We start from the raw sequence: 21,917 nt of genomic DNA on the forward strand, positions 1-21,917 counted from the left end.
ACGGTGACCGAGCGCAAACCCCCGGGGGTCAGCTTCGAATCATGGGTCGACAAGCAGATCCGCGACTCCGAGGAGCGCGGCGACTTCTCCCAACTGCCGGGTTTCGGCAAGCCGCTGCCCGATATCGACCGCCCGTACGACGAAGCCTGGTGGATCAAGGCGAAGATGCAGCGCGAAGGCGTATCGATGCTCCCGCCGGCCCTGGCCCTGCGCAAGGAGGCGGAGGATGTGCGCGAGGCGGTGTCCGGAGCCCGTTCGGAGGCCGAGGTGCGCCGGATGCTCACCGAGGTCAACGAGAAGATCGAGGCGGCGATCCGGCGGCCGCCGCCGGGGCCGCTGCTGAATCTGCGCCCGTTCGACATCGACGCGGTGGTCGGGGAGTGGCGTGCCGGACGCGGCTCGGTGTAGGTAGGGGCGGCGGCCCGTCCGCTGGTGCGTAATACTCCCTCTATGAGATCGAGTGTTACGTCGTCGAGTGGCGAGGTGGGTCGCCGTGCGGTGCGGGTCCGGCGGGCGACGGTGGGCGACGCGAAGCGTCTCACCCGACTGGTCAGGAACTCCCGTGCCTACGAGGGGCCTTACGCGCCCATGGTCGCCGGATACCGGGTGGGAGCCGACTACATCGAGACCCATCGGGTGTTCGCCGCCGTCGAGTCGGCAGAGTCCGGTTCCGGCCGCCTGCTCGGCTTCTACTCCCTGATCCTCGATCCCCCGGAACTGGACCTCATGTTCGTCGCCGACGACGCCCAGGGCCTCGGGATCGGCCGCCTGCTCATCGGGCATCTGCGCGGCGAGGCGCGGAATGCCGGACTCACCGGCGTCCGCATCGTCTCGCATCCGCCTGCCGAGGGCTTCTACCGCAGTGTGGGTGCCCGGCGGACCGGCACCGAGACGGCCCGTCCGCCCGCCGTGATGTGGGACCGGCCCGAGCTGATGCTCCCGGTCGGCTGACGGACCGCAGAAGGGTCCGGCCGGGACCCGGATACCCGGTCCCGGCCGAACACCTCGTGTGCGGGCCCCGCTATGAGGCGAAGCCGCCGTAAGGACGTGTGATGATCTCCATGGCGTGGCCGGCGGGATCGAGGAAGTAGATGCCCCGTCCACCGTCATTGTGGTTGATCTCGCCCGGATGCTTCCGGTGCGGGTCGGCCCAGTAGGTGATCCCGAGTTCCTTGATGCGGGCGTACGCCGTGTCGAACTCCGCCTCCGAGGTCAGGAAGGCGTAATGCTGCGTGATGATCGATTCGGCGGGAATGGTCGCGAAATCCAGCGTGACCCCGTTCGCGGTGGCGAGCGGGATGAACGGGCCCCATTCCGCGCCGATTTCCAGACCGAGGATGTTCGCCAGGAACTCGGCGGATTCCCGGTTGTCCCGGGCGTGAACGATGGTGTGATTCAACTCGACTGACACTGTGGAATGCCTCCAACGGGCATCTCACGGGCACCTCCACGCCTCACCCGGCCGGTGACCGACGCGCGATGCCGTACTCAAGATCGTAGGCGAGGGGCGCCGGGCCGTCGAGTGAGTACGGGGGAGGGGATACGGAACAGTTCCTTCCCAGCCGGTCTACGCGTCCTCCGCCACCTCCGTGACCTCCACGATCTCCGCGGCCGGGTTCCGGACGTCCGTGACGGTGAACAGTCCACCGTCCGGATCCAGCAGCGTGGCCTCGCTGCCCTCGGTCGTCGACCGCTCCTCGACGACCGAGCCCCCGTGCTCGCGCGCCGTGGACACCGCCGCCGCCACATCGTCCACCGGGAAGTGGACCTGCCAGTGCGGACGGATCAGCGGATCGGGTGCCGCCTCGACCGCCCCGGAGCTGATGCGCGCGAGCTGCCTGCCACCGCACTCCACGATGACCTCGTCCTTTGCGTACGACACCTCGCAGCAGCCGGGGCGTCCGGTCGCCCAGTCGAGGACCTCACCGTAGAAGATCGCCGCCTCGAAGGCGCTCCTGGTGCGCAGCCGGAGCCATGCGTGCGAGTAGTTGTCCGGCGCCGGGGGAGAGGTCGCCGGCTCCGTGCGCTCCCAGAAGCCGAACACGGCGCCGTCGCGATCCGCCGCCAGAGCGCCGCGCCCCTTGCCGAGGGCCAGCGGCCCGACCGCGACCGTTCCGCTGCGTTCGCGGATGCGTGAGGCGGTCACGTCCGCGTCCGGGACGGCGAAGTAGGGCGTCCAGGCGACGGCGACCTGATAGGCGGTCGCCACCGCGGCGATACCGGCCACGGGCACGTCGTCGCGGCGCGCTACGGAGAATTCCTGCCCCAGCTTGCCCGCACGGAAGGTCCAGCCCAGTACGGCGCTGTAGAACCCCTGCGCCGATTCCAGATCGCGGGTCATGAGGTTGACCCAGCAGGGGGCGGCCGACCCTGTGAGCGCAGCCGGCGCGGACACCGTCCTGGGTTTGCTTCCGGTCATGGTCCCACTGCCTTCATCGGGTCTGAGCATGCGTGCGCCGTGGTCGTCGGGCCCCTACCAGCCTCACTTCGGTCGGCCACTCCCGCAACACGCCGGGCCCGTCCCCCTACGGCGGGCAGCAGGTCGCACTCCGCCCGGCGGCAGTGCACAGCGGGGCGACACCGAGGACGATCGGTCCGTCGCCATACCCGCGGGGGACTCCCGGCCGTTCGCGCTCAGAGCCTCGAAGCGGGGAGGGCGGGATGCCGTCCCCTGTGACACGAGCGGCGGCCCGGACACATGGCTGCGCAGGGCGACGACCCACCCCCTGCCGCAGGCGTTTGCGGATGTCGGCGATACGCGCCCGCGTGTGGGCAAAGCATCTCGCGGAGCTGTTCGGCGGTCGGACCGGGGACCGGAACGGGACAGTCGTGGGGATCCGCCGACGGGCCGGGCAGTGCGCCCGTGCTCCCGCGGCTCACGGGGGCGGAGCCGGTCGCGTCGGATTCCGTTTCAGTCGCGTGGCTCGTCCTTCTCCCGGGGAATGGGCTCGTTCCCGTGGTCACCGAGTTCGTAGGGCCAAAGTCCCCGTCCGTCGGCCGGGAAGTGGTCGTCGCCGTGGATGTCGTGCTCTTCGAGGTGGGTCCGGTGGTCCGGCCGCGGCGGCTGCTCGTCGGGCCGGGGCGGCGGCAGTTCCTGGTCCCGGCGCCGCATTCCCAGCCAGAAGGCACCGATCAGCACGGCCACCAGGGCCACTCCGACAATCGGCATCACGACCCCGGTCGCGCCCCGTCCGGCCGCAAGGGGCAGGGCCAGGGAACTGAGGGCTCCGTTCGAAACGTCCATGCATGCCGAATACCCCGGCACGAGGATGTCACTCTGCAATATCTGTTAATTCATGTTTTAAGTGGACATAGGTTAAAAAAAGTTTCGTTGCTCGGTGGTCCTGATGGCCGGGCGGCGGACCTGCTTGTTCCTCCCCCTGGCGGAGCGGTCTGCCCGGACGTCGTTCGCCATCGGGTCCGGCGGCTCGGGCATCGCCTCCGCCGAGGATCCGGTCCACCCCGCCGGCCCCCGGCGAGGTGACCTACGGCAGACTCCGAGCGGAAGGAACCCCGGTGAACAGCACACAGTCGCAGACGGAGGAGTATCGGCACGGAAAGGAGGTGTCGGTTGCCATCAGCGGATGTGCGAAGGACGACGCACGAACGGTCTTCGACGTCCTGCGGGCCGCCTTCGCCACTGACCGGGCCCTGGTGGATGTGCCGCAGGACCTGGCGGGAAATCGCCCCACGGTATGGACCATGACCGTCGACGTGTCCGAGGCGCTGGTGGTCTCGGGTCCCGTCGCGCTGGGCAAGCCCGTGAAGGTAGACGTGCAGGGCGGTTACTGGGCTGTCGAGGAGCTCAGGAGACACCTGGCCGACGCCTTCGCCGTACAGGTCGTAGGAACGGTCTCCGGTGACCAGGAGGAGGAGGTGTGCCTGCGGCTGGAGAGCCGGTAGGGCGCAGAACCGTACCGGCGCGGGGGCAATGAACCGGAAAAGCCCGTGCGAATCTGGTACAAAGCACGCAAAAGTCACATTGATGAGAGGTGTGAGCGCGTGGATCCCACCAGCGAGCGGGAGAACAGTTCCGGACAGCTGGGGGAGACCAGTCACCGTTCCGCGGTGGCGCTGCACATCAACGGCACGCCACGGACCCTGACGCTTGATCACCGCACGACCGTGTTGGACGCGCTGCGCGAACATCTGGACCTCACCGGCGCCAAGAAGGGCTGTGACCACGGCCAGTGCGGCGCGTGCACCGTCATTGTCGACGGCCGGCGCGCCAACAGCTGTCTGCTGCTCGCCGTCGCGCACGACGGGGCCCGCATCACGACCGTCGAGGGCCTCGCCGACGGTGACCGGCTGCATCCCGTCCAGGAGGCATTCCTGGCCAGGGACGCCCTGCAATGCGGCTACTGCACACCCGGTCAGATCTGCTCGGCCGTCGGCATGCTCGGTGAAGCGGCGGACGGCTTCCCGTCCCACGTCACCGGGGACGGCTCCGCCCCGGCGCGGCTCACCGCCCCCGAGATCCGGGAGCGGATGAGCGGCAACCTGTGCCGCTGCGGCGCCTACCCACGCATCGTCGAAGCGATCGAGGACGTGGCGCCGTGAAACCGTTCGGATATCTGCGCGCCCGCACCACTGACGAGGCGGTCAGCGCGATGACCCGCCACCCGGGGGCGGTCTTCCTCGGCGGGGGCACCAATCTGATCGACCTGATGAAGCTCGGTGTGGCGACCCCGGATCTCCTCGTCGACGTCAGGGGGCTGCCCCTGGACCAGGTGGCGGACACCTCCGACGGAGGTCTGCGCATCGGTGCGACCGTGCGCAACAGTGACCTCGCCGCCCACCACGCCGTGCGCACCCGCTACCCCGCCCTGTCGCAGGCGCTGCTCTCCGGAGCCTCCGGGCAGCTCCGCAACACCGCCACGACCGGCGGAAACCTGTTGCAGCGCACCCGATGTCCGTACTTTCAGGACGTCTCGAAGCCGTGCAACAAACGGGTACCGGGCACCGGCTGCCCCGCCCGTGAAGGCACCCACCGCGACCTGGCGGTCATCGGCCACTCCGAGGCATGTGTCGCCACCCATCCGTCGGACATGGCCGTCGCCCTGGCTGCCCTCGACGCCACGGTCCAGCTGTACGGCCCGGACGGCGAGCGGAGCGTACCCGTCACCGACTTCCACCGGCTGCCGGGAGACACTCCCGACCGCGACACCGTGATCCGGCCGGGCGAGCTGATCACCGAGGTGCTGTTGCCGCCGCGTCCCGAGGGCGCCGTCTCCGTCTACCGCAAGGCCCGCGACCGCGCCTCCTACGCCTTCGCGCTCGCCTCCGTCGCCGCGGTCGTCACCGCCCGCGACGGCCGCATCGAGCACGCAGCACTGGCCTTCGGCGGGATCGCCCATCGCCCCTGGCGCGCCCGCGCCGCGGAAGAGGTCCTGCGGGGCGCCACCGCCACCGACGACACCTTCACCCGGGCCGTGGACGCCGAACTTGCGGCCGCCCGGCCGCTGCGCGACAACGCATTCAAGGTGGAGCTCGCCCGCAGCCTGGCCGTCGACGCACTCGCCGCACTCACCGCCCGCAACTGAGGAAGTGGACTTCCCACCATGAGCGACGCGCCCCAGCCGCTGGGCAGCCCCGTGGTCCGCCTCGAAGGCCGGGACAAGGTCACCGGCGCCGCCCGCTACGCTGCCGAGCACACTCCGCCGGGCTGTCTGTACGCCTGGCCCGTACCGGCCACCGTCGTACGCGGCCGGATCACGGCAATCCGCACCGACGAGGCACTCGCCCTGCCCGGCGTGCGCACCGTCCTCACCCATGAGAATGCCCCGAGGCTGAAGCAGCCGGACGACCCGGTCCTCGCCGTCCTCCAGGACGCCCGGGTCCCGCACCGGGGCCGGCACGTCGCGCTCGTGGTGGCCGACACCCTCGAATCGGCCCGCGCCGGAGCCGAGGCCGTCCGGATCGAGTACGAGAGTGCCGGGCACGATGTCCTGCTCGACGAGGACCACCCGGGCCTGTACACACCGCAGACGGTGAACGGTGGATACCCCGCCGTTCGCGAACGGGGCGACTTCGACCGCGCCTTCGCCGTGTCCCCCGTACAGATCGACGCCACATACACGCTCGGGCCCCTGCACAACCACCCCATGGAACCGCACGCCGCCACCGCCCATTGGACGGACGACGGGCAGCTGACCGTGTACGACTCCAGCCAGGGCACCGGAACGGTTCGCGACGCCCTGGCCACCGTGTTCGGGCTACGGCCCGAACAGGTCACGGTCGTCTCCGAACACGTCGGCGGCGGCTTCGGCTCCAAGGGCACCGCGCGCCCGCAGGCGGTCCTGGCCGCCATGGCTGCGCGCCACACCGGACACCCCGTCAAGCTCGCCCTGCCGCGGCGCGAACTGCCCGCCGTCGTCGGCCACCGCGCCCCCACCGTGCAACGTGTCAGACTCGGCGCGGAACTCGACGGCACCCTCACCTCGCTCGCCCACGAGATCATCACCCACACCTCCACGGTCAAGGAGTTCGTGGAACAGGCGGCCGTACCGGCCCGCACGATGTACTCGTCCGGGCACAGCCGTACCGTCCACCGGGTGACCGCCCTGGACGTGCCCAGCCCCTCGTGGATGCGGGCACCCGGCGAGGCACCCGGCATGTACGCGCTGGAGTCGGCCATGGACGAGCTGGCCGTGGCCCTCGGTATCGACCCCGTCGAACTGCGCCTGCGCAACGACCCCGCGTACGAACCCGACACCGGCCGCCCCTTCAGCAGCCGCGGCCTTGCCGCCTGCCTGGAGGAGGGCGCCGCACGGTTCGGCTGGTACGACCGCGATCCGAGCCCCGCGGTCCGAATGGAAGGCCCACTTCTGCTCGGTACGGGCGTCGCCTCCGCCACGTACCCCGTATACATCGCCGGCTCCAGCGCCTCGGCGCACGCCGCCGCCGACGGCACCTACCGCATCAGGATCAATGCCACCGACATCGGCACCGGCGCCCGCACCGTCCTCGCGCAGATCGCGGCGTCCGTGCTGGACACCTCCGTGACCGACGTCCGGATCGACATCGGCAGCAGCGTGCTGCCCGAAGCACCCCTGGCCGGCGGTTCCGCCGGTACCGCCTCCTGGGGCTGGGCCGTGCACAAGGCGTCCACCGCCCTGGTACGCCAACTGCGGGAGCGCACCGGGCCCCTGCCCGACGAGGGCGTCACGGTCACCGCCGACACCGCCCAGGACACGGCGGTGGAATCCCCGTACGCACGGCATGCGTTCGGTGCGCACTTCGCCGAAGTCGCCGTCGACACCCGCACCGGTGAGGTCCGGGTGCGGCGCATGCTCGGTGTCTTCGCCGCCGGACGCATCCTCAACTCCCGTACCGCACGCTCCCAGTTCATCGGCGGCATGATCATGGGGCTCGGCATGGCGCTGACCGAGGGCAGCACGATCGACCCCGTCTTCGGCGACTTCACGCAGAACGATCTCGCCTCCTACCACGTGCCCGTCTGCGCCGACGTCCCGGAGATCGAGGCGCACTGGATCGACGAGGACGACCCGCATCTCAACCCGATGGGCAGCAAGGGCATCGGCGAGATCGGCATCGTCGGGGCCGCGGCCGCCATCGGCAACGCGGTGCGGCATGCCACCGGGGCCCGGCTGCGCAGCCTCCCGCTCACTCCGGACAAGCTGCTGCCGTATCTGCCCTGACGTCCGGTGAAGCGCGGGCGGACCGCTGGTGGCCGTTCGACGCCGGCTGGAAGCCGCAGGGGGGCCGGAGCGTGGGCATCGTGCTGGTCGGCGCCCCGGTGGAGCTCGGACTCGCGGTACTGATCTCGCTGCTGACCGTGGCGTGGGCCGTACTCGCCTGCTCCTGGCGGTACTTCGAGGAGCCGCACCGACGGCACGCCGGGTCGTTCCCCGCCTCGGGGGCCGGCGGGGCTGCCGGCCGTCGCGCTCGCCGCCCAGGCCGTTCGGCGTCCCGCGGCATGGTCGGCAGACCGGTGGGCTGAGCCGCTGCGGCGCCTTCACTCGGGGCACATCGGCGACTACGTGACCTGTGCGCTCATGAGCATGACACTGCTCGCCACGCTGGCCCTGGCCGCGCTCTTCCAGGGCTGAGCAGGCTTCCGGGGACAGCGTCCCCGCCCCGTGGCCACGGCGCCGTCGGCCGACGTGTTGCGCAACCGGTCCTACCGGGTCACTCTAAGGAGTGACCTAACAGTGACATCTGCTCACTCTTTGTGTTCGGGGGGTCGTTGGTTCAACGGGCGAAGCAAGTGGGCCTCGATGTGAGGAGCCTCGACGATGACCGTTCCACTCGACCGGCACTATCTGGTCGAACTCCAGGTATCGGCAGAGCGCGTTACCCAGGTGCGACGGATCGTCGCCGCGCATCTGCGCCACTGGAGCCTCGAACTCCACATCCGGCCGGTGTGCCGGGGCGTGGAGGAGCTGCTGACCAACGTCCACCGGCACGTCGGTGACGACAACCATTGCGTCGTCGAACTCCGCTGGTCCGGACGGCACCTCACGGTCTCCGTCGCGGACAACAGTTCGGAGATGCCGCGGCTGCTCAGCAGCGGCGGCGGTGGTCTCAGCCGCGTGATGGCCCTGAGCCACAGCTGGGGCACCTGCCGGACTCTCGACGGCAAAGTCGTCTGGTTCACCCGCTACGCCGAGGCGCCGCGGAGTACCGATCTGGTGCCCCGCACGCCGCTGCCCGGGGTACGTGAGTTCCTGTTGCCGCCCGTCTCCGAGCCCGCCCTCGTCTGACGCGGCTGCCGCCGCCGGCCCCACGAAACGGGCAGCGCGCATTCCCACCCGGACCGGTACGCGGGTCCGTACGCGAAGAAGACAGCCCTGCCCACCGGCGCGGATGACGTGCTCACAGCACGCATGGTCCGCGCCGGTCGGGTACCCGCACGAGGGCCCGCGTTGCGCGACGGGGCGTGGCGCGGCACGGTCGAAGAACCGAGGCAAGGAGGCCACAGTCATGCCCATCGCGACGGTCAACCCCGCGAACGGCGAGACCCTCAAGACGTTCGACGCACTGGGAGCCGCGGAGATCGAACGCAGGCTCGCGGCCGCGGACACCACGTTCCGGGAGTACCGTACGACCGGGTTCGGCGAACGGGCCCGCCTGCTGAACCGGGCCGCCGACCTGCTCGACGAGGATCAGCAGGACATCGCCCGCACCATGACCACCGAAATGGGCAAGCCCGTCAAGGCGGCCCGTGCGGAGGCCGCGAAATGCGCCAAGGCCATGCGTTGGTACGCCGACGCCGCCGAGGAACTTCTCGCGGACGAGCACCCGTCGGCCGGCGATGTGGGCGACGCCGGAGCCTCCAGGGCCTATGTCCACTACCGTCCGCTGGGCCCCGTCCTCGCCGTGATGCCGTGGAACTTCCCGCTCTGGCAGGTCGTACGGTTCGCGGCCCCCGCGCTCATGGCGGGCAACGTCGGCCTGCTCAAGCACGCGTCGAACGTCCCGCAGACCGCGTTGTACCTGGAGGACCTGTTCCGCCGGGCGGGTTTCCCGGCAGGCTGCTTCCAGACGCTGCTGGTCGGGTCCGGGGCGGTCGAGTCCATCCTGCGTGACCCCCGGGTCGTTGCCGCCACCCTCACCGGGAGCGAGCCGGCCGGCCGCGCGGTCGCGGCGATCGCGGGCGACGAGGTGAAACACACCGTGCTGGAACTGGGCGGCAGCGACCCGTTTCTCGTCCTTCCCTCGGCCGACGTGCGGCAGGCCGCCCGTACAGCGGTGACCGCCCGCGTGCAGAACAACGGCCAGTCCTGCATCGCCGCCAAACGGTTCATCGTGCACACCGATGTGTACGACGAGTTCGCCGAGGAGTTCACCGCAGGAATGCGTGCTCTGAAGGTCGGCGACCCGCAGCAGGAGTCGACGGACATCGGCCCCCTCGCCAGCGAACAGGGCCGCACCGACATCGAGGAGCTGGTGGACGACGCCGTACGGCAGGGAGCGACCGTGCTCTGCGGTGGCAGCAGGCCCACCGGTCTGGGCGCGAGGCTGGACCGCGGCTGGTTCTACGCCCCCACTGTCCTCAGCGCGATCACCCCGGCCATGCGGATCCACCGCGAGGAGACCTTCGGTCCCGTCGCCACGCTGTACCGGGCCGCCGACCTGGGCGAAGCCGTGGCTCTGGCCAACGACACCCCCTTCGGTCTCAGCTCCAACGTATGGACACGCGACGCCGACGAAAGCCGTCAGTGCGTGCGTGATCTGCAGGCGGGTGGTGTCTTCTTCAACGGCATGACGGCCTCCCACCCCGCACTGCCCTTCGGCGGAGTGAAGCGCTCCGGCTACGGGCGCGAGCTTGCCGGGCACGGGATTCGCGAGTTCTGCAATGCCACGACGGTCTGGTACGGCCCCGAGGCGGACGAGAGCCGGTCCGCATAGCTGCCCCGGGACGCCGGCCCGTACTGCTTGCGACCCTGTCGAGGAGACGCACATGAGCGACGCCCGCACGCCTCACACCCGCACGGACGACGCCCGCGCACCGGACGCCTCTGCTCCGGCAGGGGCGTCCGGCCTGTCCGACGTCGAGGTATCGGCTCTTGACGCGCACTGGCGCGCCGCCAACTACCTCGCCGTCGGCCAGATCTATCTGATGTCCAACCCGCTCCTGAAGGAGCCGCTCGCCCCGGAGCACATCAAGCCCCGACTGCTCGGTCACTGGGGCACTTCGCCCGGACTCAACCTGGTCCACACCCACCTCAACCGTGTCATCAAGGCCCGCTCCATCCAGGCGCTCTGCGTCTGGGGCCCCGGCCACGGCGGTCCCGCCGTCCTCGCCAACTCCTGGCTGGAGGGCAGCTACTCCGACACATACCCCGATGTCAGCCGTGACGCGGCCGGCATGGGGCTGCTGTTCAGGCAGTTCTCCTTCCCCGGCGGGGTACCGAGCCATGTCGCACCGGAGACACCGGGCTCCATCCACGAGGGCGGGGAACTCGGCTACGCCCTCACCCACGCCTACGGCGCCGCGTTCGACCACCCGGACCTGCTCGTCACCTGCGTCATCGGCGACGGTGAAGCGGAGACGGGCCCGCTCGCCGCGTCCTGGCACTCCAACAAATTCCTCGACCCCGTGCACGACGGGGCCGTCCTTCCGGTGCTCCACCTCAACGGCTACAAGATCGCCAACCCGACGGTGCTCGCCCGTCTCCCCGAGACGGAACTCGACGCACTGCTGCGCGGCTACGGGCACGAGCCGCTGTACGTCAGCGGAGACGATCCCTTCACCGTCCACCGGGCGATGGCCGACGCGATGGACCGGGCCGTCGACCGCATCGGGGAACTCCAGAGCGCCGCACGCACCGGCGGCGACACCGCTCGCCCCGCCTGGCCCATGATCGTGCTGCGCACCCCCAAGGGCTGGACCGGTCCCCGGGAGGTCGACGGGCTGCCCGTCGAAGGCACCTGGCGCGCCCACCAGGTTCCGCTGTCCGGCGTCCGGGACAACCCCGAACACCTGCGGCAGCTGGAAGCCTGGCTGCGCTCCTACCGGCCCGACGAGCTCTTCGACAGCGAGGGCAGGCCGACCCCTCAGGTCCTCGACTGCGTACCCGAGGGGACGGCACGCCTCGGCGCCACCCCGTACGCCAACGGCGGGCTGCTCCTGCGCGATCTGCCGGTGCCGCCCCTTGAGGAACACGCCGTCGAGGTCGCCGAACCCGGCACCGTCCAGCACGAGCCGACCCGGGTGCTCGGCGGGCTCCTCGAAGATGTCATGGCCGCCACCGCCGGACGCCGCGACTTCCGCCTCGTCGGCCCCGACGAGACAGCGTCGAACCGGCTCGACGCGGTGTACGAGGCCACCGGCAAGGCCTGGCAGGCGCGGACGTTCCCCACCGACGAGCATCTTGCCCGCGACGGCCGTGTGATGGAGGTCCTCTCCGAGCACCTGTGCCAGGGGTGGCTGGAGGGCTATCTCCTCACCGGCCGGCACGGACTCTTCTCCTGCTACGAGGCGTTCGCCCACATCATCGACTCGATGGTCAACCAGCACATCAAATGGCTGCGCACCTCACGCCGGCTGCCCTGGCGCCGCCCCGTCGCCTCCCTCAACTATCTGCTCACCTCGCACGTCTGGCGTCAGGACCACAACGGCTTCTCGCACCAGGACCCCGGGTTCGTCGACCACATCCTCAACAAGAGCCCCGAAGTCGTTCGGGTCTACCTGCCGCCGGACGCCAACACCCTGCTGTCCGTGGCCGACCACGCCCTGCGCAGCCGCGACTACGTCAACGTGATCGTGGCGGGCAAACAGCCCGCCTTCGACTGGCTCACCCTCGACGAGGCCCGGGCGCACTGCGCGCGCGGGGTCGGCGTCTGGGAATGGGCGGGTACGGAGGACGGCAGCCGTGAACCCGATGTCGTGCTGGCCTGCGCCGGGGACGTACCCACGCTGGAGACCGTCGCGGCGGCCGGGCTGCTCCGCCGCCATGTGCCGGAACTCGCTGTGCGCGTGGTGAACGTGGTCGACATGACGAAGCTGCTGCCGCAGAGCGAGCATCCCCATGGCATGCCCGACGCCGAGTACGACGCCGTCTTCACCCGGGACAAGCCGGTGATCTTCGCCTACCACGGCTATCCCTGGCTGATCCACCGGCTCGCCTACCGGCGGACCGGGCACGCCCACCTGCACGTGCGGGGCTACAAGGAGGAGGGTACGACCACCACGCCGTTCGACATGGTCGTCCGGAACGACCTCGACCGCTATCGGCTGGCCATGGACGTCATCGACCGGGTGCCCGGACTCGGCGTCCGCGCCGTGGCCGTGCGCCAGGCGATGGCGGATGTCCGCACCCGCCATCATGCGTGGATCCGTGAACACGGCACAGACCTGCCCGAGGTGGCCGACTGGACCTGGGAGGGCTGACAACGCCCGGTCCGGACGGACCCCGAGGTGGATGTGGACCGACGGGGGCGAGCGCTCAGCGGCCGACCGCCCTGGCCAGTTGGGACTTCGTCATGTTCGAGCGTCCCTTGATGTTCTTCTTCCTGGCCTCTTCGTAGAGCTGGTCGCGGGTGGGGCCTTCGGCTCCGCTGCGGGGGCCCGGACTGCCGCCGCGCTGCGCGGACGAGAGGTCATGGACGAACAGATCGCTCGCGGTCCTCGACTCGCCGGAGCGAGCACGCTCCATGTGCACCGTGCGCGCCGCGATCTCCTCGGCCCTCTCCTCACTCACTCCGCGCTCCTGCGCACTCTCCTTGATGTGTTCGTACTGCCGCACACGGTTGGTACTGGATCCGGGTGGCATGGTGCGGTCACTTCCTCTCCCGGGGGTTGTGTCTTCTGCGGGCCGGGTATCCGGGGCGCCCTCTCCAGTCTCCCAGCGGCTCCGGGGGCACGCATCGGATCGCCGCCAGTACGGGGCCGCGCGGCCGCCCGGGGCGCCAGGCAGCCGCCCGGGTCCTCGTCCGCCCTCGAAGCGGCGAGGGCGCCGCGGCCCGCCGTCCGGAGGCTGACCGCCGTCCTGCGTACCGCCGCGCCCGCTCCGGCCCTGTTCACATGGGGTGCTCCCGTTGCGCAGCGACTCCTGCTCAGTAGCGCAGAGCCGCCGCGATCCGCCCGTGCTCCGCCAGCGAGTCGTCGGCGAGGAACACCACATCGGCGCCGTTGTCCAGCGCCGCCTCGACGAGCTCGTCGACGATGTCCTCGCGGATCGTCCCGTCGGCTGTGCCCACGGTGCCCGCGGGCACCGGCTCCAGGTGCTCGTCCGTGACCCGTACGGTCTGCTGGAACTGCTCCTCCACCGCGACGAGAGCGGCCCGCCCCTCCCGCACGGCTGCCCACACCTCGTCGAGACCACCTGCGTAGGCACGGCGGCCGCGGGCGTCGTCGAGCCTGGTCGCGACCTCTTGGGCGGCCTCCGCCCGGCGTTGGCCGAGTGCGGGTGCGAGCTCCTTGAGGAAGCTGCTCGGCGACAGATCGGCCGACACCCCCTTCGTGACCCGGCCGACCGCCGGCTTGGTGGTCCCGCCGACCTCGTCCAGCAGGGCGAGGGCGGGGGCGAGACCGACCAGGTACACCGGTCGCGGATCGGCGGCCAGGACGGCACGCAACTTCTCGTCGACGGAGCGCAGGAAGATGCGCGTCTCCTCGTCGGAGAACGTGCTCGGTGTGTCCCCGATCTGCTCCTCGCGCTGCGGGTTCGGCTCCTCCTGCGGAACCGTCAGCGGGAACCCGCCGATCTGCTCCTGGTGCACGGAGTCGGCCGTTCCGCTCCACAGTGTCGCGTGGTCGGATGCGACGGTCAGTGCCCAGTACGGTTCGGCCAGGGCCTTCGCGGCCACCAGGTTCCGGGTCAGATAGGTGTCGCTCAGGACCACCCGTTCGGGCGCCGTACGGGGAAGCAGCCAGATCTGATGCTCGTCCGCCGTGGCCAGGACGAGCAGACCGTCGAGCCTGCGGCGTGTATCCACCTCGTCGACGGCGCGGGCCAGCTGCGTCTTGATGGCCGCCCTGGCCTCCCGGGACACCGCGGGATCGGCGTCGAGCCGCCGTTCGGCTTCGGAGAGCAGGTTGCGCAGCCGTACGGCGTCCTGGGCGTTGTCCGGAGCCTGTCGGTGCGTCGGCATGGTCAGGGACACAGCCGGATAGGGCTTGGGCGCTCGCAGCTCCTGCAGCAGGCCGGCGGTCAGGGCGTCCGTATCCATAGTTCCCTCCGGGGGATTGCGACCACTCCCGTGCAGAGCGGACGACTTCGACGAGTCAATTCATACCTTTTGATCCTAATATGAGCGAATTGCTTGACCTTGTCTCAGGAGGGATGTGCGATGTCGACGCTCACCGTGTGGAAGTTCCAGTCGGCCGAGGGGGCGGAGGGCGTGGAGACCACGCTCAAGTCCCTGCAGAAGGAGGGGCTGATCAAGATCCTGGACGCCGCGGTGGTCAGCTGGCCGGCCGACAAGGCGAAGCCGAAGACCAAGCAGTTGCTCAACCTGGTCGGCGCGGGCGCCCTGAGCGGCACGTTCTGGGGGATGCTCTTCGGGCTGATCTTCCTGATGCCGCTCTTGGGCGCGGCCATCGGCGCGGCGGCCGGGGCGCTGGGTGGCAAGCTGGCCGATGTCGGCATCGACGACGACTTCATCGCCGAGGTCAAGAAGCAGGTGACGCCCGGCACTTCGGCCCTGTTCCTGCTGACCACGAACGAAGTTCCGGACCGGATCAGCGACGCGCTCCCCGGTGGCGGCGCCGAGCTCCTCCACAGCAACCTGGACACCCTCAGCGAGGCGCGGCTCCGCGAGGTCTTCGGCGACGACGCCGAGTGACCCGAGTGGAGGAGCCCGGCGGATCCGGGTTCGTCCGGTGCGTCCCCCGTCCTGCCGTATGACGCCGACCCACTTTCCCGAGCAGACCCGGAGTGTCCGTGAACCAGTCCCGCCCTCTGCGGCGCACCCTCGGCGGCCGCACCGCCCGCCGCCTGACCCCCGCCCTCCTGGCCGCGGTGATCGTCGCCGGCACCGCCGCCTGCAACGGCTCCGGCACCACCGCGCCGGGCACGGCCAGGAGCACCCGTACGGTGTCCCCGGGCACGGCTGAGTCGCCGTCCGCGAGCGCCTCGCCGCGCACCCAGGAGGAGTTCGCGGCCTCGGTCTCCGCCGAGGTCGAACGCAACAGGCAGCGCGCGACCAAGCAGCTCGCAGGTGTGCAGGGTCAGGGGAACGCGGTGAAGGACGTCTCGGTGACCGGGCTGCCGGTCGCGAAGGCCGAGCAGTTCCGAAGCGCCCTGGTCCGCGTCACCAACCCCACCGAGAAGCCGGCGTTCTACGCGGTCCGGGTGGAGTTCGTCGACGCGTCGGGGAAGGTCCTCGACTCCGTGGTGCTCGGCTTCGCGGACACCCCGCCCGGCAGAACGGTCAGTGAGCACGCGAACAGCCGTAAGGCAGCGGGTGTCAAGTCGTTCCCCCGGATCGCCCAGGCCGAGCGCAGCTGACGACGGGGGCGAGGTGAGCGCCGCCGCCGACGCAGTGACGGACGTCCTGCGGGAACTGCGCAGTCGGTTCATGGGGGAGAAGGTCGGGCAACTCATCGACTACATCCCCCAGTTGGCGCTGGCCGACCCGGACGCCTTCGGGCTGGCGCTGATCAGCATGGACGGCCACCGCTACAGCGCCGGTGAGGCCGACGCCCCGTTCACCATGCAGTCCGTGTCGAAGCCGTTCGTCTATGCCCTCGCGCTGTCCGTCCTCGGACTCGACGAGGTGTGCCGCTGGGTGAATGCCGAGCCCAGCGGCGAGGCGTTCAACGCCATCAGTCTGGAACGGGCGACCGGACGGCCGGCCAACGCCATGGTCAACGCCGGTGCGATCGTCACCACCGCGCTGATCCCGGACACCGCCGGCGCCCCGAGGTTCGACCGCATCCTGGACTGCCTGAGCCGGTTCGCCGGACGGCAGCTGGACGTCGACGAGGCGGTGTACGCCTCCGAGGTCGCCACCGGTGACCGCAACCGCGCCCTCGCCTACCTGATCCGCAGCACCGGTCTGCTGCCCGTCGACCCGGTGGCGTCGGTCGAGACCTACTTCCGGCAGTGCGCGGTGCGGGTCACGACCCTCGACCTCGCCGCGATGGCCGCGACGCTCGCGCACGGCGGGGTGAACCCGCTCACCGGTGAGGCGGTCGTCGAGGAAGCGGTCGCCGCGCAGGTGCTCGCCGTGATGGCGACGTGCGGCATGTACGACGTCTCGGGCGACTGGCTGCTGCGGGTGGGGCTGCCCGCCAAGAGCGGGGTGTCGGGTGGTCTGATCGCAGCGGGACCGGCCCGGTTCGGCCTGGCGACGTACAGTCCGCCCCTCGATCCGACCGGCACCTCGGTGCGCGGGCGCCGGGCATTGGGGGCGCTCTCGGAGCGGCTCGGTCTGCACCTGATGCACAACCCCGCACTCGCCGGTTCGACCGTCACCCTGGTCACCACCGCCGACGATCTGCCGTCCGCCCCGACGGGGGAGCAGGAGCGTGCTCTGCGGGAGCAGGTGTCCGTCGTCGCCGCGCAGGGGGCGCTCGACTTCACCGCGGCGGAACGGGTGCTGTACGCGCTCGACGAGTCGCGGACGCAGGAGACCGCGTCCGTGGTGCTGGATCTGCGACAGGTGACAGGGGTGGACACCGTGGCCCTGGCGATGCTGCGGTCCGGACTGGAGCGGCTCGCGGAGGGCGGCCGGCGGACGGCGGTGGTCGATCCGGCGGGCCACTTGGCAGCAGTGTCCGCCGGCGAAGGTCCGACGGCTCCCCAGCGGTTCACCTCACGCGACGAGGCAGTCGAACGCGTTGCTCATGACCTGGAGCCCTGACGGCCTGATCCACCCGTGCCCGTCATGCCTGCTGTACGCGCCGTCCGGTCGTCCGCGGTCACGTTGTCGGGCGGTTCGCCCGACGACGTGACCGCGTGCTGGACGAATCGGCCGTTCTACCAGATGGATTCGACCCATTCCGGGTGGTCGATGAACGGGTTCCTGTTGTGCTGGTACTGGTCGAATATGACGTCGTTGCGCCGCTTCTCGAAGGTGTCCGGCGGGTCTTCCTGGCTCCACTGCTTCAGCACGGAGAGCCTGCCGATGTTCGGCGCGGAGCCGTTGTTCACCTTCTCGTTCGGTTCGAGGTCGGCGAAGGCGTCGTCGCCCTCGTAACGCACCGCCATGTAGAGGATCATGCGAGCGACATCACCCTTGGCCGCATCGCGCGGCTCGAAGGAGTCGCTGTCGGTGTAGTTGCCCGGTGCCCCGCTCACCGCGCTGCCGCCGTTGTCGAAGTCCTTGTTGCCGCGGATGGAGTTGACGGTGACATCCTCCGGGCGCAGGTGGTGGATGTCGGTGCCGGGTCCGGTGGCGGTGCCGAAGTCGCCGTGCGACTTGGCCCAGACGTGCTCACGGTTCCACTGGCCGACCGAGCCCCCGTTGTCGCTCTTCGGCTCGGAGCGCCCGGAGTAGATCAGGATGACGTTCGAGGAGTTGGCGGGGTCCTGGTCGGTGTTCTTGAGCGCGTCCCAGACCTGGCTGTACGAGATCTTGGACTGGACGCTGATGATCGAGTGCAAGGCGCTCTTGAGCTGGGTGCCGGTCTTGCCGATTGCGCTCCGGTAGTACGTGTCGTCGAGCGTGGTGAGCGGCGTCGCGGCCGCCGGTGCGGTCCGGGGCGCGGCAGGTGCCGCCGGTGCGGCGGCGGCCGTGCCGGCGAGAACCGCGAAGGCGGCGAGGGTGGCGAGCAATGGGCGCCGGTGGTGATGATGGCGACGGGACATGTGGGGTGTCCTCTCCGGGGCATGCGGCACCGCGACGCCGTCACGGGGTGGGGGGGGCGGCGCCGTGGTCGTGTGGTACGTGGTCAGCGGGAGCCTTCCATACGCACCGTGATCACAGTGTGAACGCTGCGTAATTATCATGTGCAGGTCAAGTGAACTTCGGATGCGCTCCCGGAGCGGCAGGGCGAGAATTGCCGCAAGGACGAGGAGGCGGTATGAGCGAAGACCCCGAATCCGTATCCGCACGCCTGGCCCGGGGGGTGACCCCGGACAGCCTCTTGCACACCGGCGGGAGCGACAACGCGTCGGCAGAGGACCTGGTGCTCGCCTCCGGGCGGGACCTGACTCCGCAGAATCTGGAGTGGGCACAGCGCCGGCTGGCACGAGAGGGCCGGGCGGCAATCGAAAAGCAGTTGCCTTAGAGGACCTCACATTTTGTGAGCTCCTCCTAGTGGGCGGCCGGCGCGGCGGGGAGTGCGTGGGCACTCTCCCGCCGCTCGGTTAGCCTGAAGGCACAATGAACCGTTTGACGACGTCAAAGGGCGAGTACGAGCTCGCCCGCTACCCCGAGCACCCGCGCGACCCGTTCCGCGCCTGGGACGCTGCCGACGAATATCTGCTCCGGCAGCTGGAGGGGATCGACGGTGCGACCCCGGTCGAGCTGACCGGCACCGTGGTCGTGGTGGGCGACCGCTGGGGCGCCCTGAGTGCGGTGCTGGCCGGGCACCGCCCCGTACAGATCACCGACTCGTACCTCGCCCAGCGTGCGACGCTGGCGAACCTCGTCCGCAACGGCCACGACGAGGACGCCGTACGTCTCCTGTCGGCCAGGGACACCCCGCCGGACCGGATCGACGTCCTTCTCGTGCGGGTTCCCAAGAGCCTCGCGCTTCTGGAGGATCAGCTGCACCGGCTCGCGCCCGCCGTGCACGCCGGGACCGTCGTCATCGGCACCGGCATGGTGAAGGAGATCCACACCTCCACCCTCAAACTGTTCGAGCGGATCATCGGCCCCACTCGCACCTCGCTCGCGGTGAAGAAGGCTCGGCTGATCTTCTGCACCCCGAACCCGGCGCTGGCCCGTACCCCCAGCCCCTGGCCGTACCGGTACGAGCTGCCCGGCGACGTCGGCGCGGTCTCCGGCCGGACCGTGGTCAACCACGCCGGGATCTTCTGCGCCGAGCGCCTCGACATCGGCACCCGCTTCTTCCTGAACCATCTCCCCGAGCGCACCGGCCGCGACCGCGTCGTGGACCTGGGCTGCGGCAACGGGGTCGTCGGCACCTCCGCCGCGCTCGCCAACCCCGGAGCGGCGGTCACCTTCGTCGACGAGTCCTACCAGGCGGTCGCGTCCGCCGAGGCGACCTTCCGTGCCAATGTCGGCGCGGACGCCGAGGCCCGCTTCCTGGTCGGCGACGGGACGGCGGACCTGGCCCCGGGCAGCGTGGACCTGGTGCTCAACAACCCACCGTTCCACTCGCACCTGGCGACCACCGATGCCACCGCCCGGAACATGTTCCACGGGGCGCGGACCGTGCTGCGGCAGGGCGGCGAGCTGTGGGTCGTCGGCAACCGGCACCTCGGGTACCACACGCAGCTGCGCCGGATCTTCGGCAACTGCACCACCGTCGCCGGCGACCCGAAGTTCGTCGTGCTGCGCGCCGTCAAGCGCTGACACGCTGGGTGCGGCTCCGCGGCCCTTCCGGATTCTTGCAACACGTTCTACTGTGTGCGCCGCCGCACACGGGCGACGCGACCGCGAGACTCCTGGAGGGGCCGTGCACCTCGAATACACGCCTGAGCAGCAGCAGTTGCGCGCCGAGTTGCGCACGTACTTCGCCGGACTCGTTCCCGACAACGCCTACGCAAGATACGACGACCCCACCGTCCAGAAACGCTTCTACCGCGAGACGATCCGGCGCCTCGGCGCCGACGGCTGGCTCGGCGTCGGCTGGCCCGCGGAGTACGGCGGACGCGGCCTGTCCCCGATGGAACAGTTCATCTTCTTCGACGAAGCGGCCCAGGCGGGCGTACCGCTGCCCCTGATGGCGCTCAACACCGTCGGCCCGACGATCATGCAGTTCGGCACCGACGAACAGAAGGCGTACTTCCTGCCGAAGATCCTGGCAGGCGAGATCGACTTCGCGATCGGCTACAGCGAACCCGACGCGGGCACCGACCTCGCGGCCCTCAAGACCCGCGCCGTACGCGACGGCGACACGTATGTGGTCAACGGGCAGAAGATCTGGACGACCAACGGCGACACCGCCGACTGGGTGTGGCTCGCCGTCCGCACCGATCCCGACGCCCCGCCGCACAAGGGCATCACCATGCTGCTCGTCCCCACGAGCGACCCCGGCTACTCCTGCACCCTGATCAACACCCTCGCCTCGCACGACACCACTGCCAGCTACTACGAGAACATCCGCGTCCCCCTCTCCCGTCGCGTCGGCGACGAGAACAAGGGATGGCGGCTGATCACCAACCAGCTCAATCACGAGCGCGTCACCCTCGCCGCCCACGGCACGATGGCCATCCGCGCCCTCCACAACGTGCAGCGCTGGGCCGCCGGCACCGAGCTCGCCGACGGGCGCCGGGTCATCGACCTCGGCTGGGTCCGTGCCCTCCTCGCCCGGACCCACACCCGGCTCGACGCCATGAAGCTTCTCAACTGGCAGATGGTCTCCGCCGTCCAGCGCTCCACCCTTACGCCGCAGGACGCCTCCGCCGTCAAGGTCTACGGCTCCGAGGCGCGACGCGACGCCTACGCCTGGCTGATGCAGATCCTCGGCTCGGCCGGACCGCTCAAGGAAGGCTCGGCGGGCGCCGTCCTGCACGGCGAACTCGAACGGGGATACCGGTCCGCAGTCATCTTCACCTTCGGCGGTGGCAACAACGAGATACAGCGGGAAATCATCTCGTGGATCGGCCTGGGGATGCCGCGCGTACGCCGCTGAGGGTTTGCGCCGCACCCCCCGCCGAGCGTGTCCCGGCTGTCGATGGGGCCGTTTCAGACGATACTCAACTTGTCGGCACTGCCGTCGAACACCGTGGGTTCGGTCTTGGCTCGGACCTCCTCGACGGTGACGTCCGGGGCGAGTTCGACCAGGAGCAGGCCGTCGGTGGTGATGTCCAGGACGCACAGATCAGTGATGATCCGCCGGACGACGCCCTTGCCGGTGCAGGGCAGGGAGCACTCCTCGACGATCTTGAAGTTGCCGTCCCGGGTCAGGTGCTCCATCAGGACCACGACCTTCTTGGCGCCGTGGACCAGGTCCATCGCCCCGCCCATGCCCTTGACCATCTTCCCCGGGATCATCCAGTTGGCGATGTCGCCGGTGGCGGAGACCTGCATCGCGCCAAGGACGGCGGCGTCGATCTTGCCTCCGCGGATCATCCCGAAGGACGTCGCGGAGTCGAAGAAGCTCGCGCCGCGGCGCACCGTCACAGTCTCCTTGCCGGCATTGACGAGGTCGGGGTCAACTTCGTCCTCGGTCGGGTAGCGGCCGGTGCCGAGGATGCCGTTCTCCGACTGCAGCACCAGCTCCACATCGTCGGGAACGTGGTTCGGGATGAGTGTCGGGAGACCGATGCCGAGGTTGACGTAGTCGCCATCCTTGAGTTCCCGGGCAGCGCGTGCGGCCATCTGCTCGCGTGTCCAGCTCATACGGTGTGCACCTCCTCGTCGACCGT

The 21,917-nt window shown here is 70.0% G+C and carries 23 protein-coding genes; 16 read left to right on the forward strand and 7 right to left on the reverse strand.

What is annotated here, in order from left to right:
• The first annotated feature begins 3 nt into the window (after positions 1-3).
• Together ACFU8W_RS20455 and ACFU8W_RS20460 are read left to right on the forward strand one after the other, a co-directional pair.
• On the forward strand, positions 4-408 hold the full coding sequence (locus tag ACFU8W_RS20455) for a DUF1992 domain-containing protein (RefSeq protein ID WP_384038992.1): 405 nt from the start codon (positions 4-6) through the stop codon (positions 406-408).
• A 42-nt stretch (positions 409-450) separates the two neighbouring features.
• A complete protein-coding gene (locus ACFU8W_RS20460; protein ID WP_384038995.1) occupies positions 451-951 on the forward strand; it encodes a GNAT family N-acetyltransferase in 501 nt (166 codons plus the stop codon).
• Between the two features lie 70 nt (positions 952-1,021).
• On the opposite strand, the gene ACFU8W_RS20465 is transcribed toward ACFU8W_RS20460, so the two are convergent.
• From ACFU8W_RS20465 to ACFU8W_RS20475, 3 genes are all read right to left on the reverse strand, one after another.
• Positions 1,022-1,411 carry a VOC family protein gene (locus ACFU8W_RS20465; RefSeq protein ID WP_384038998.1) on the reverse strand — a complete coding sequence of 130 codons (390 nt, stop codon included), beginning with the start codon at positions 1,409-1,411 and terminating at the stop codon, positions 1,022-1,024.
• Positions 1,412-1,567: 156 nt separating this feature from the next.
• The gene (locus ACFU8W_RS20470; protein WP_345513809.1) at positions 1,568-2,419 is read right to left on the reverse strand and encodes a VOC family protein; all 852 of its coding nucleotides are present in this window, start codon (positions 2,417-2,419) and stop codon (positions 1,568-1,570) included.
• A 492-nt stretch (positions 2,420-2,911) separates the two neighbouring features.
• Positions 2,912-3,244, reverse strand: coding sequence for a DUF6479 family protein (locus ACFU8W_RS20475; RefSeq protein WP_384039001.1), 333 nt, complete (start codon positions 3,242-3,244; stop codon positions 2,912-2,914).
• A 272-nt stretch (positions 3,245-3,516) separates the two neighbouring features.
• Here ACFU8W_RS20475 and ACFU8W_RS20480 point away from each other — a divergent pair, with 272 nt between their 5' ends.
• From ACFU8W_RS20480 to ACFU8W_RS20515, 8 genes are all read left to right on the forward strand, one after another.
• Positions 3,517-3,903, forward strand: a complete 387-nt coding sequence (locus tag ACFU8W_RS20480) for a hypothetical protein (protein WP_384039004.1) — start codon at positions 3,517-3,519, stop codon at positions 3,901-3,903.
• A gap of 99 nt (positions 3,904-4,002) precedes the next feature.
• Positions 4,003-4,560: a 2Fe-2S iron-sulfur cluster-binding protein gene (locus ACFU8W_RS20485; protein WP_384039007.1), complete on the forward strand. Its 558-nt coding sequence runs from the start codon at positions 4,003-4,005 to the stop codon at positions 4,558-4,560.
• Entirely contained in the window at positions 4,557-5,543 is a 987-nt protein-coding gene (locus ACFU8W_RS20490; protein ID WP_384039010.1) for an FAD binding domain-containing protein, read from the forward strand. The genes ACFU8W_RS20485 and ACFU8W_RS20490 overlap by 4 nt, the downstream gene beginning before the upstream one ends.
• An 18-nt stretch (positions 5,544-5,561) precedes the next feature.
• Positions 5,562-7,661: a xanthine dehydrogenase family protein molybdopterin-binding subunit gene (locus ACFU8W_RS20495; RefSeq protein ID WP_384039013.1), complete on the forward strand. Its 2,100-nt coding sequence runs from the start codon at positions 5,562-5,564 to the stop codon at positions 7,659-7,661.
• Between the two features lie 71 nt (positions 7,662-7,732).
• On the forward strand, positions 7,733-7,963 hold the full coding sequence (locus ACFU8W_RS20500) for a hypothetical protein (RefSeq protein WP_384039016.1): 231 nt from the start codon (positions 7,733-7,735) through the stop codon (positions 7,961-7,963).
• Between the two features lie 295 nt (positions 7,964-8,258).
• Positions 8,259-8,726 carry an ATP-binding protein gene (locus ACFU8W_RS20505; RefSeq protein ID WP_345513814.1) on the forward strand — a complete coding sequence of 156 codons (468 nt, stop codon included), beginning with the start codon at positions 8,259-8,261 and terminating at the stop codon, positions 8,724-8,726.
• 220 nt (positions 8,727-8,946) lie between these two features.
• Positions 8,947-10,374, forward strand: a complete 1,428-nt coding sequence (locus tag ACFU8W_RS20510) for an NADP-dependent succinic semialdehyde dehydrogenase (RefSeq protein ID WP_384039019.1) — start codon at positions 8,947-8,949, stop codon at positions 10,372-10,374.
• Between the two features lie 52 nt (positions 10,375-10,426).
• Positions 10,427-12,859, forward strand: a complete 2,433-nt coding sequence (locus ACFU8W_RS20515) for a phosphoketolase (protein WP_384039022.1) — start codon at positions 10,427-10,429, stop codon at positions 12,857-12,859.
• 55 nt (positions 12,860-12,914) lie between these two features.
• Here the strand turns inward: ACFU8W_RS20515 and ACFU8W_RS20520 are convergent, their stop codons facing one another.
• Together ACFU8W_RS20520 and ACFU8W_RS20525 are read right to left on the reverse strand one after the other, a co-directional pair.
• Positions 12,915-13,241, reverse strand: coding sequence for a plasmid stabilization protein (locus ACFU8W_RS20520; RefSeq protein WP_266989492.1), 327 nt, complete (start codon positions 13,239-13,241; stop codon positions 12,915-12,917).
• Between the two features lie 283 nt (positions 13,242-13,524).
• The gene (locus tag ACFU8W_RS20525; RefSeq protein WP_384039025.1) at positions 13,525-14,640 is read right to left on the reverse strand and encodes a chemotaxis protein; all 1,116 of its coding nucleotides are present in this window, start codon (positions 14,638-14,640) and stop codon (positions 13,525-13,527) included.
• 120 nt (positions 14,641-14,760) lie between these two features.
• On the opposite strand from ACFU8W_RS20525, the gene ACFU8W_RS20530 reads away from it, so the two are divergent.
• The 3 genes from ACFU8W_RS20530 to glsA all read left to right on the forward strand — a co-directional run bounded on the left by ACFU8W_RS20530 (position 14,761) and on the right by glsA (position 17,277).
• Positions 14,761-15,255, forward strand: a complete 495-nt coding sequence (locus ACFU8W_RS20530; protein WP_384039028.1) for a DUF1269 domain-containing protein — start codon at positions 14,761-14,763, stop codon at positions 15,253-15,255.
• Between the two features lie 98 nt (positions 15,256-15,353).
• Positions 15,354-15,920, forward strand: a complete 567-nt coding sequence (locus ACFU8W_RS20535) for a hypothetical protein (protein ID WP_345513819.1) — start codon at positions 15,354-15,356, stop codon at positions 15,918-15,920.
• Positions 15,921-15,990: 70 nt separating this feature from the next.
• A complete protein-coding gene (gene glsA, locus ACFU8W_RS20540; RefSeq protein ID WP_384039401.1) occupies positions 15,991-17,277 on the forward strand; it encodes a glutaminase A in 1,287 nt (428 codons plus the stop codon).
• 116 nt (positions 17,278-17,393) lie between these two features.
• Here glsA and ACFU8W_RS20545 read toward each other — a convergent pair whose 3' ends face one another.
• Entirely contained in the window at positions 17,394-18,224 is an 831-nt protein-coding gene (locus ACFU8W_RS20545) for an endonuclease I family protein (protein ID WP_384039032.1), read from the reverse strand.
• A 215-nt stretch (positions 18,225-18,439) separates the two neighbouring features.
• Between ACFU8W_RS20545 and ACFU8W_RS20550 the strand changes: the two genes are divergently transcribed.
• The 3 genes from ACFU8W_RS20550 to ACFU8W_RS20560 all read left to right on the forward strand — a co-directional run bounded on the left by ACFU8W_RS20550 (position 18,440) and on the right by ACFU8W_RS20560 (position 21,181).
• A complete protein-coding gene (locus tag ACFU8W_RS20550; RefSeq protein WP_345513820.1) occupies positions 18,440-18,646 on the forward strand; it encodes a hypothetical protein in 207 nt (68 codons plus the stop codon).
• 95 nt (positions 18,647-18,741) lie between these two features.
• The gene (locus ACFU8W_RS20555) at positions 18,742-19,899 is read left to right on the forward strand and encodes a methyltransferase (RefSeq protein WP_384039035.1); all 1,158 of its coding nucleotides are present in this window, start codon (positions 18,742-18,744) and stop codon (positions 19,897-19,899) included.
• Between the two features lie 103 nt (positions 19,900-20,002).
• Positions 20,003-21,181, forward strand: a complete 1,179-nt coding sequence (locus ACFU8W_RS20560) for an acyl-CoA dehydrogenase family protein (RefSeq protein WP_384039038.1) — start codon at positions 20,003-20,005, stop codon at positions 21,179-21,181.
• Positions 21,182-21,234: 53 nt separating this feature from the next.
• Here ACFU8W_RS20560 and ACFU8W_RS20565 read toward each other — a convergent pair whose 3' ends face one another.
• Positions 21,235-21,891: a CoA transferase subunit B gene (locus ACFU8W_RS20565; protein WP_384039040.1), complete on the reverse strand. Its 657-nt coding sequence runs from the start codon at positions 21,889-21,891 to the stop codon at positions 21,235-21,237.
• Between the last annotated feature and the right edge of the window lie 26 nt (positions 21,892-21,917).

The sequence above is a fragment of the Streptomyces sp. NPDC057565 genome, assembly GCF_042801455.1.
GTDB classification, from domain to species: domain Bacteria; phylum Actinomycetota; class Actinomycetes; order Streptomycetales; family Streptomycetaceae; genus Streptomyces; species Streptomyces yanii.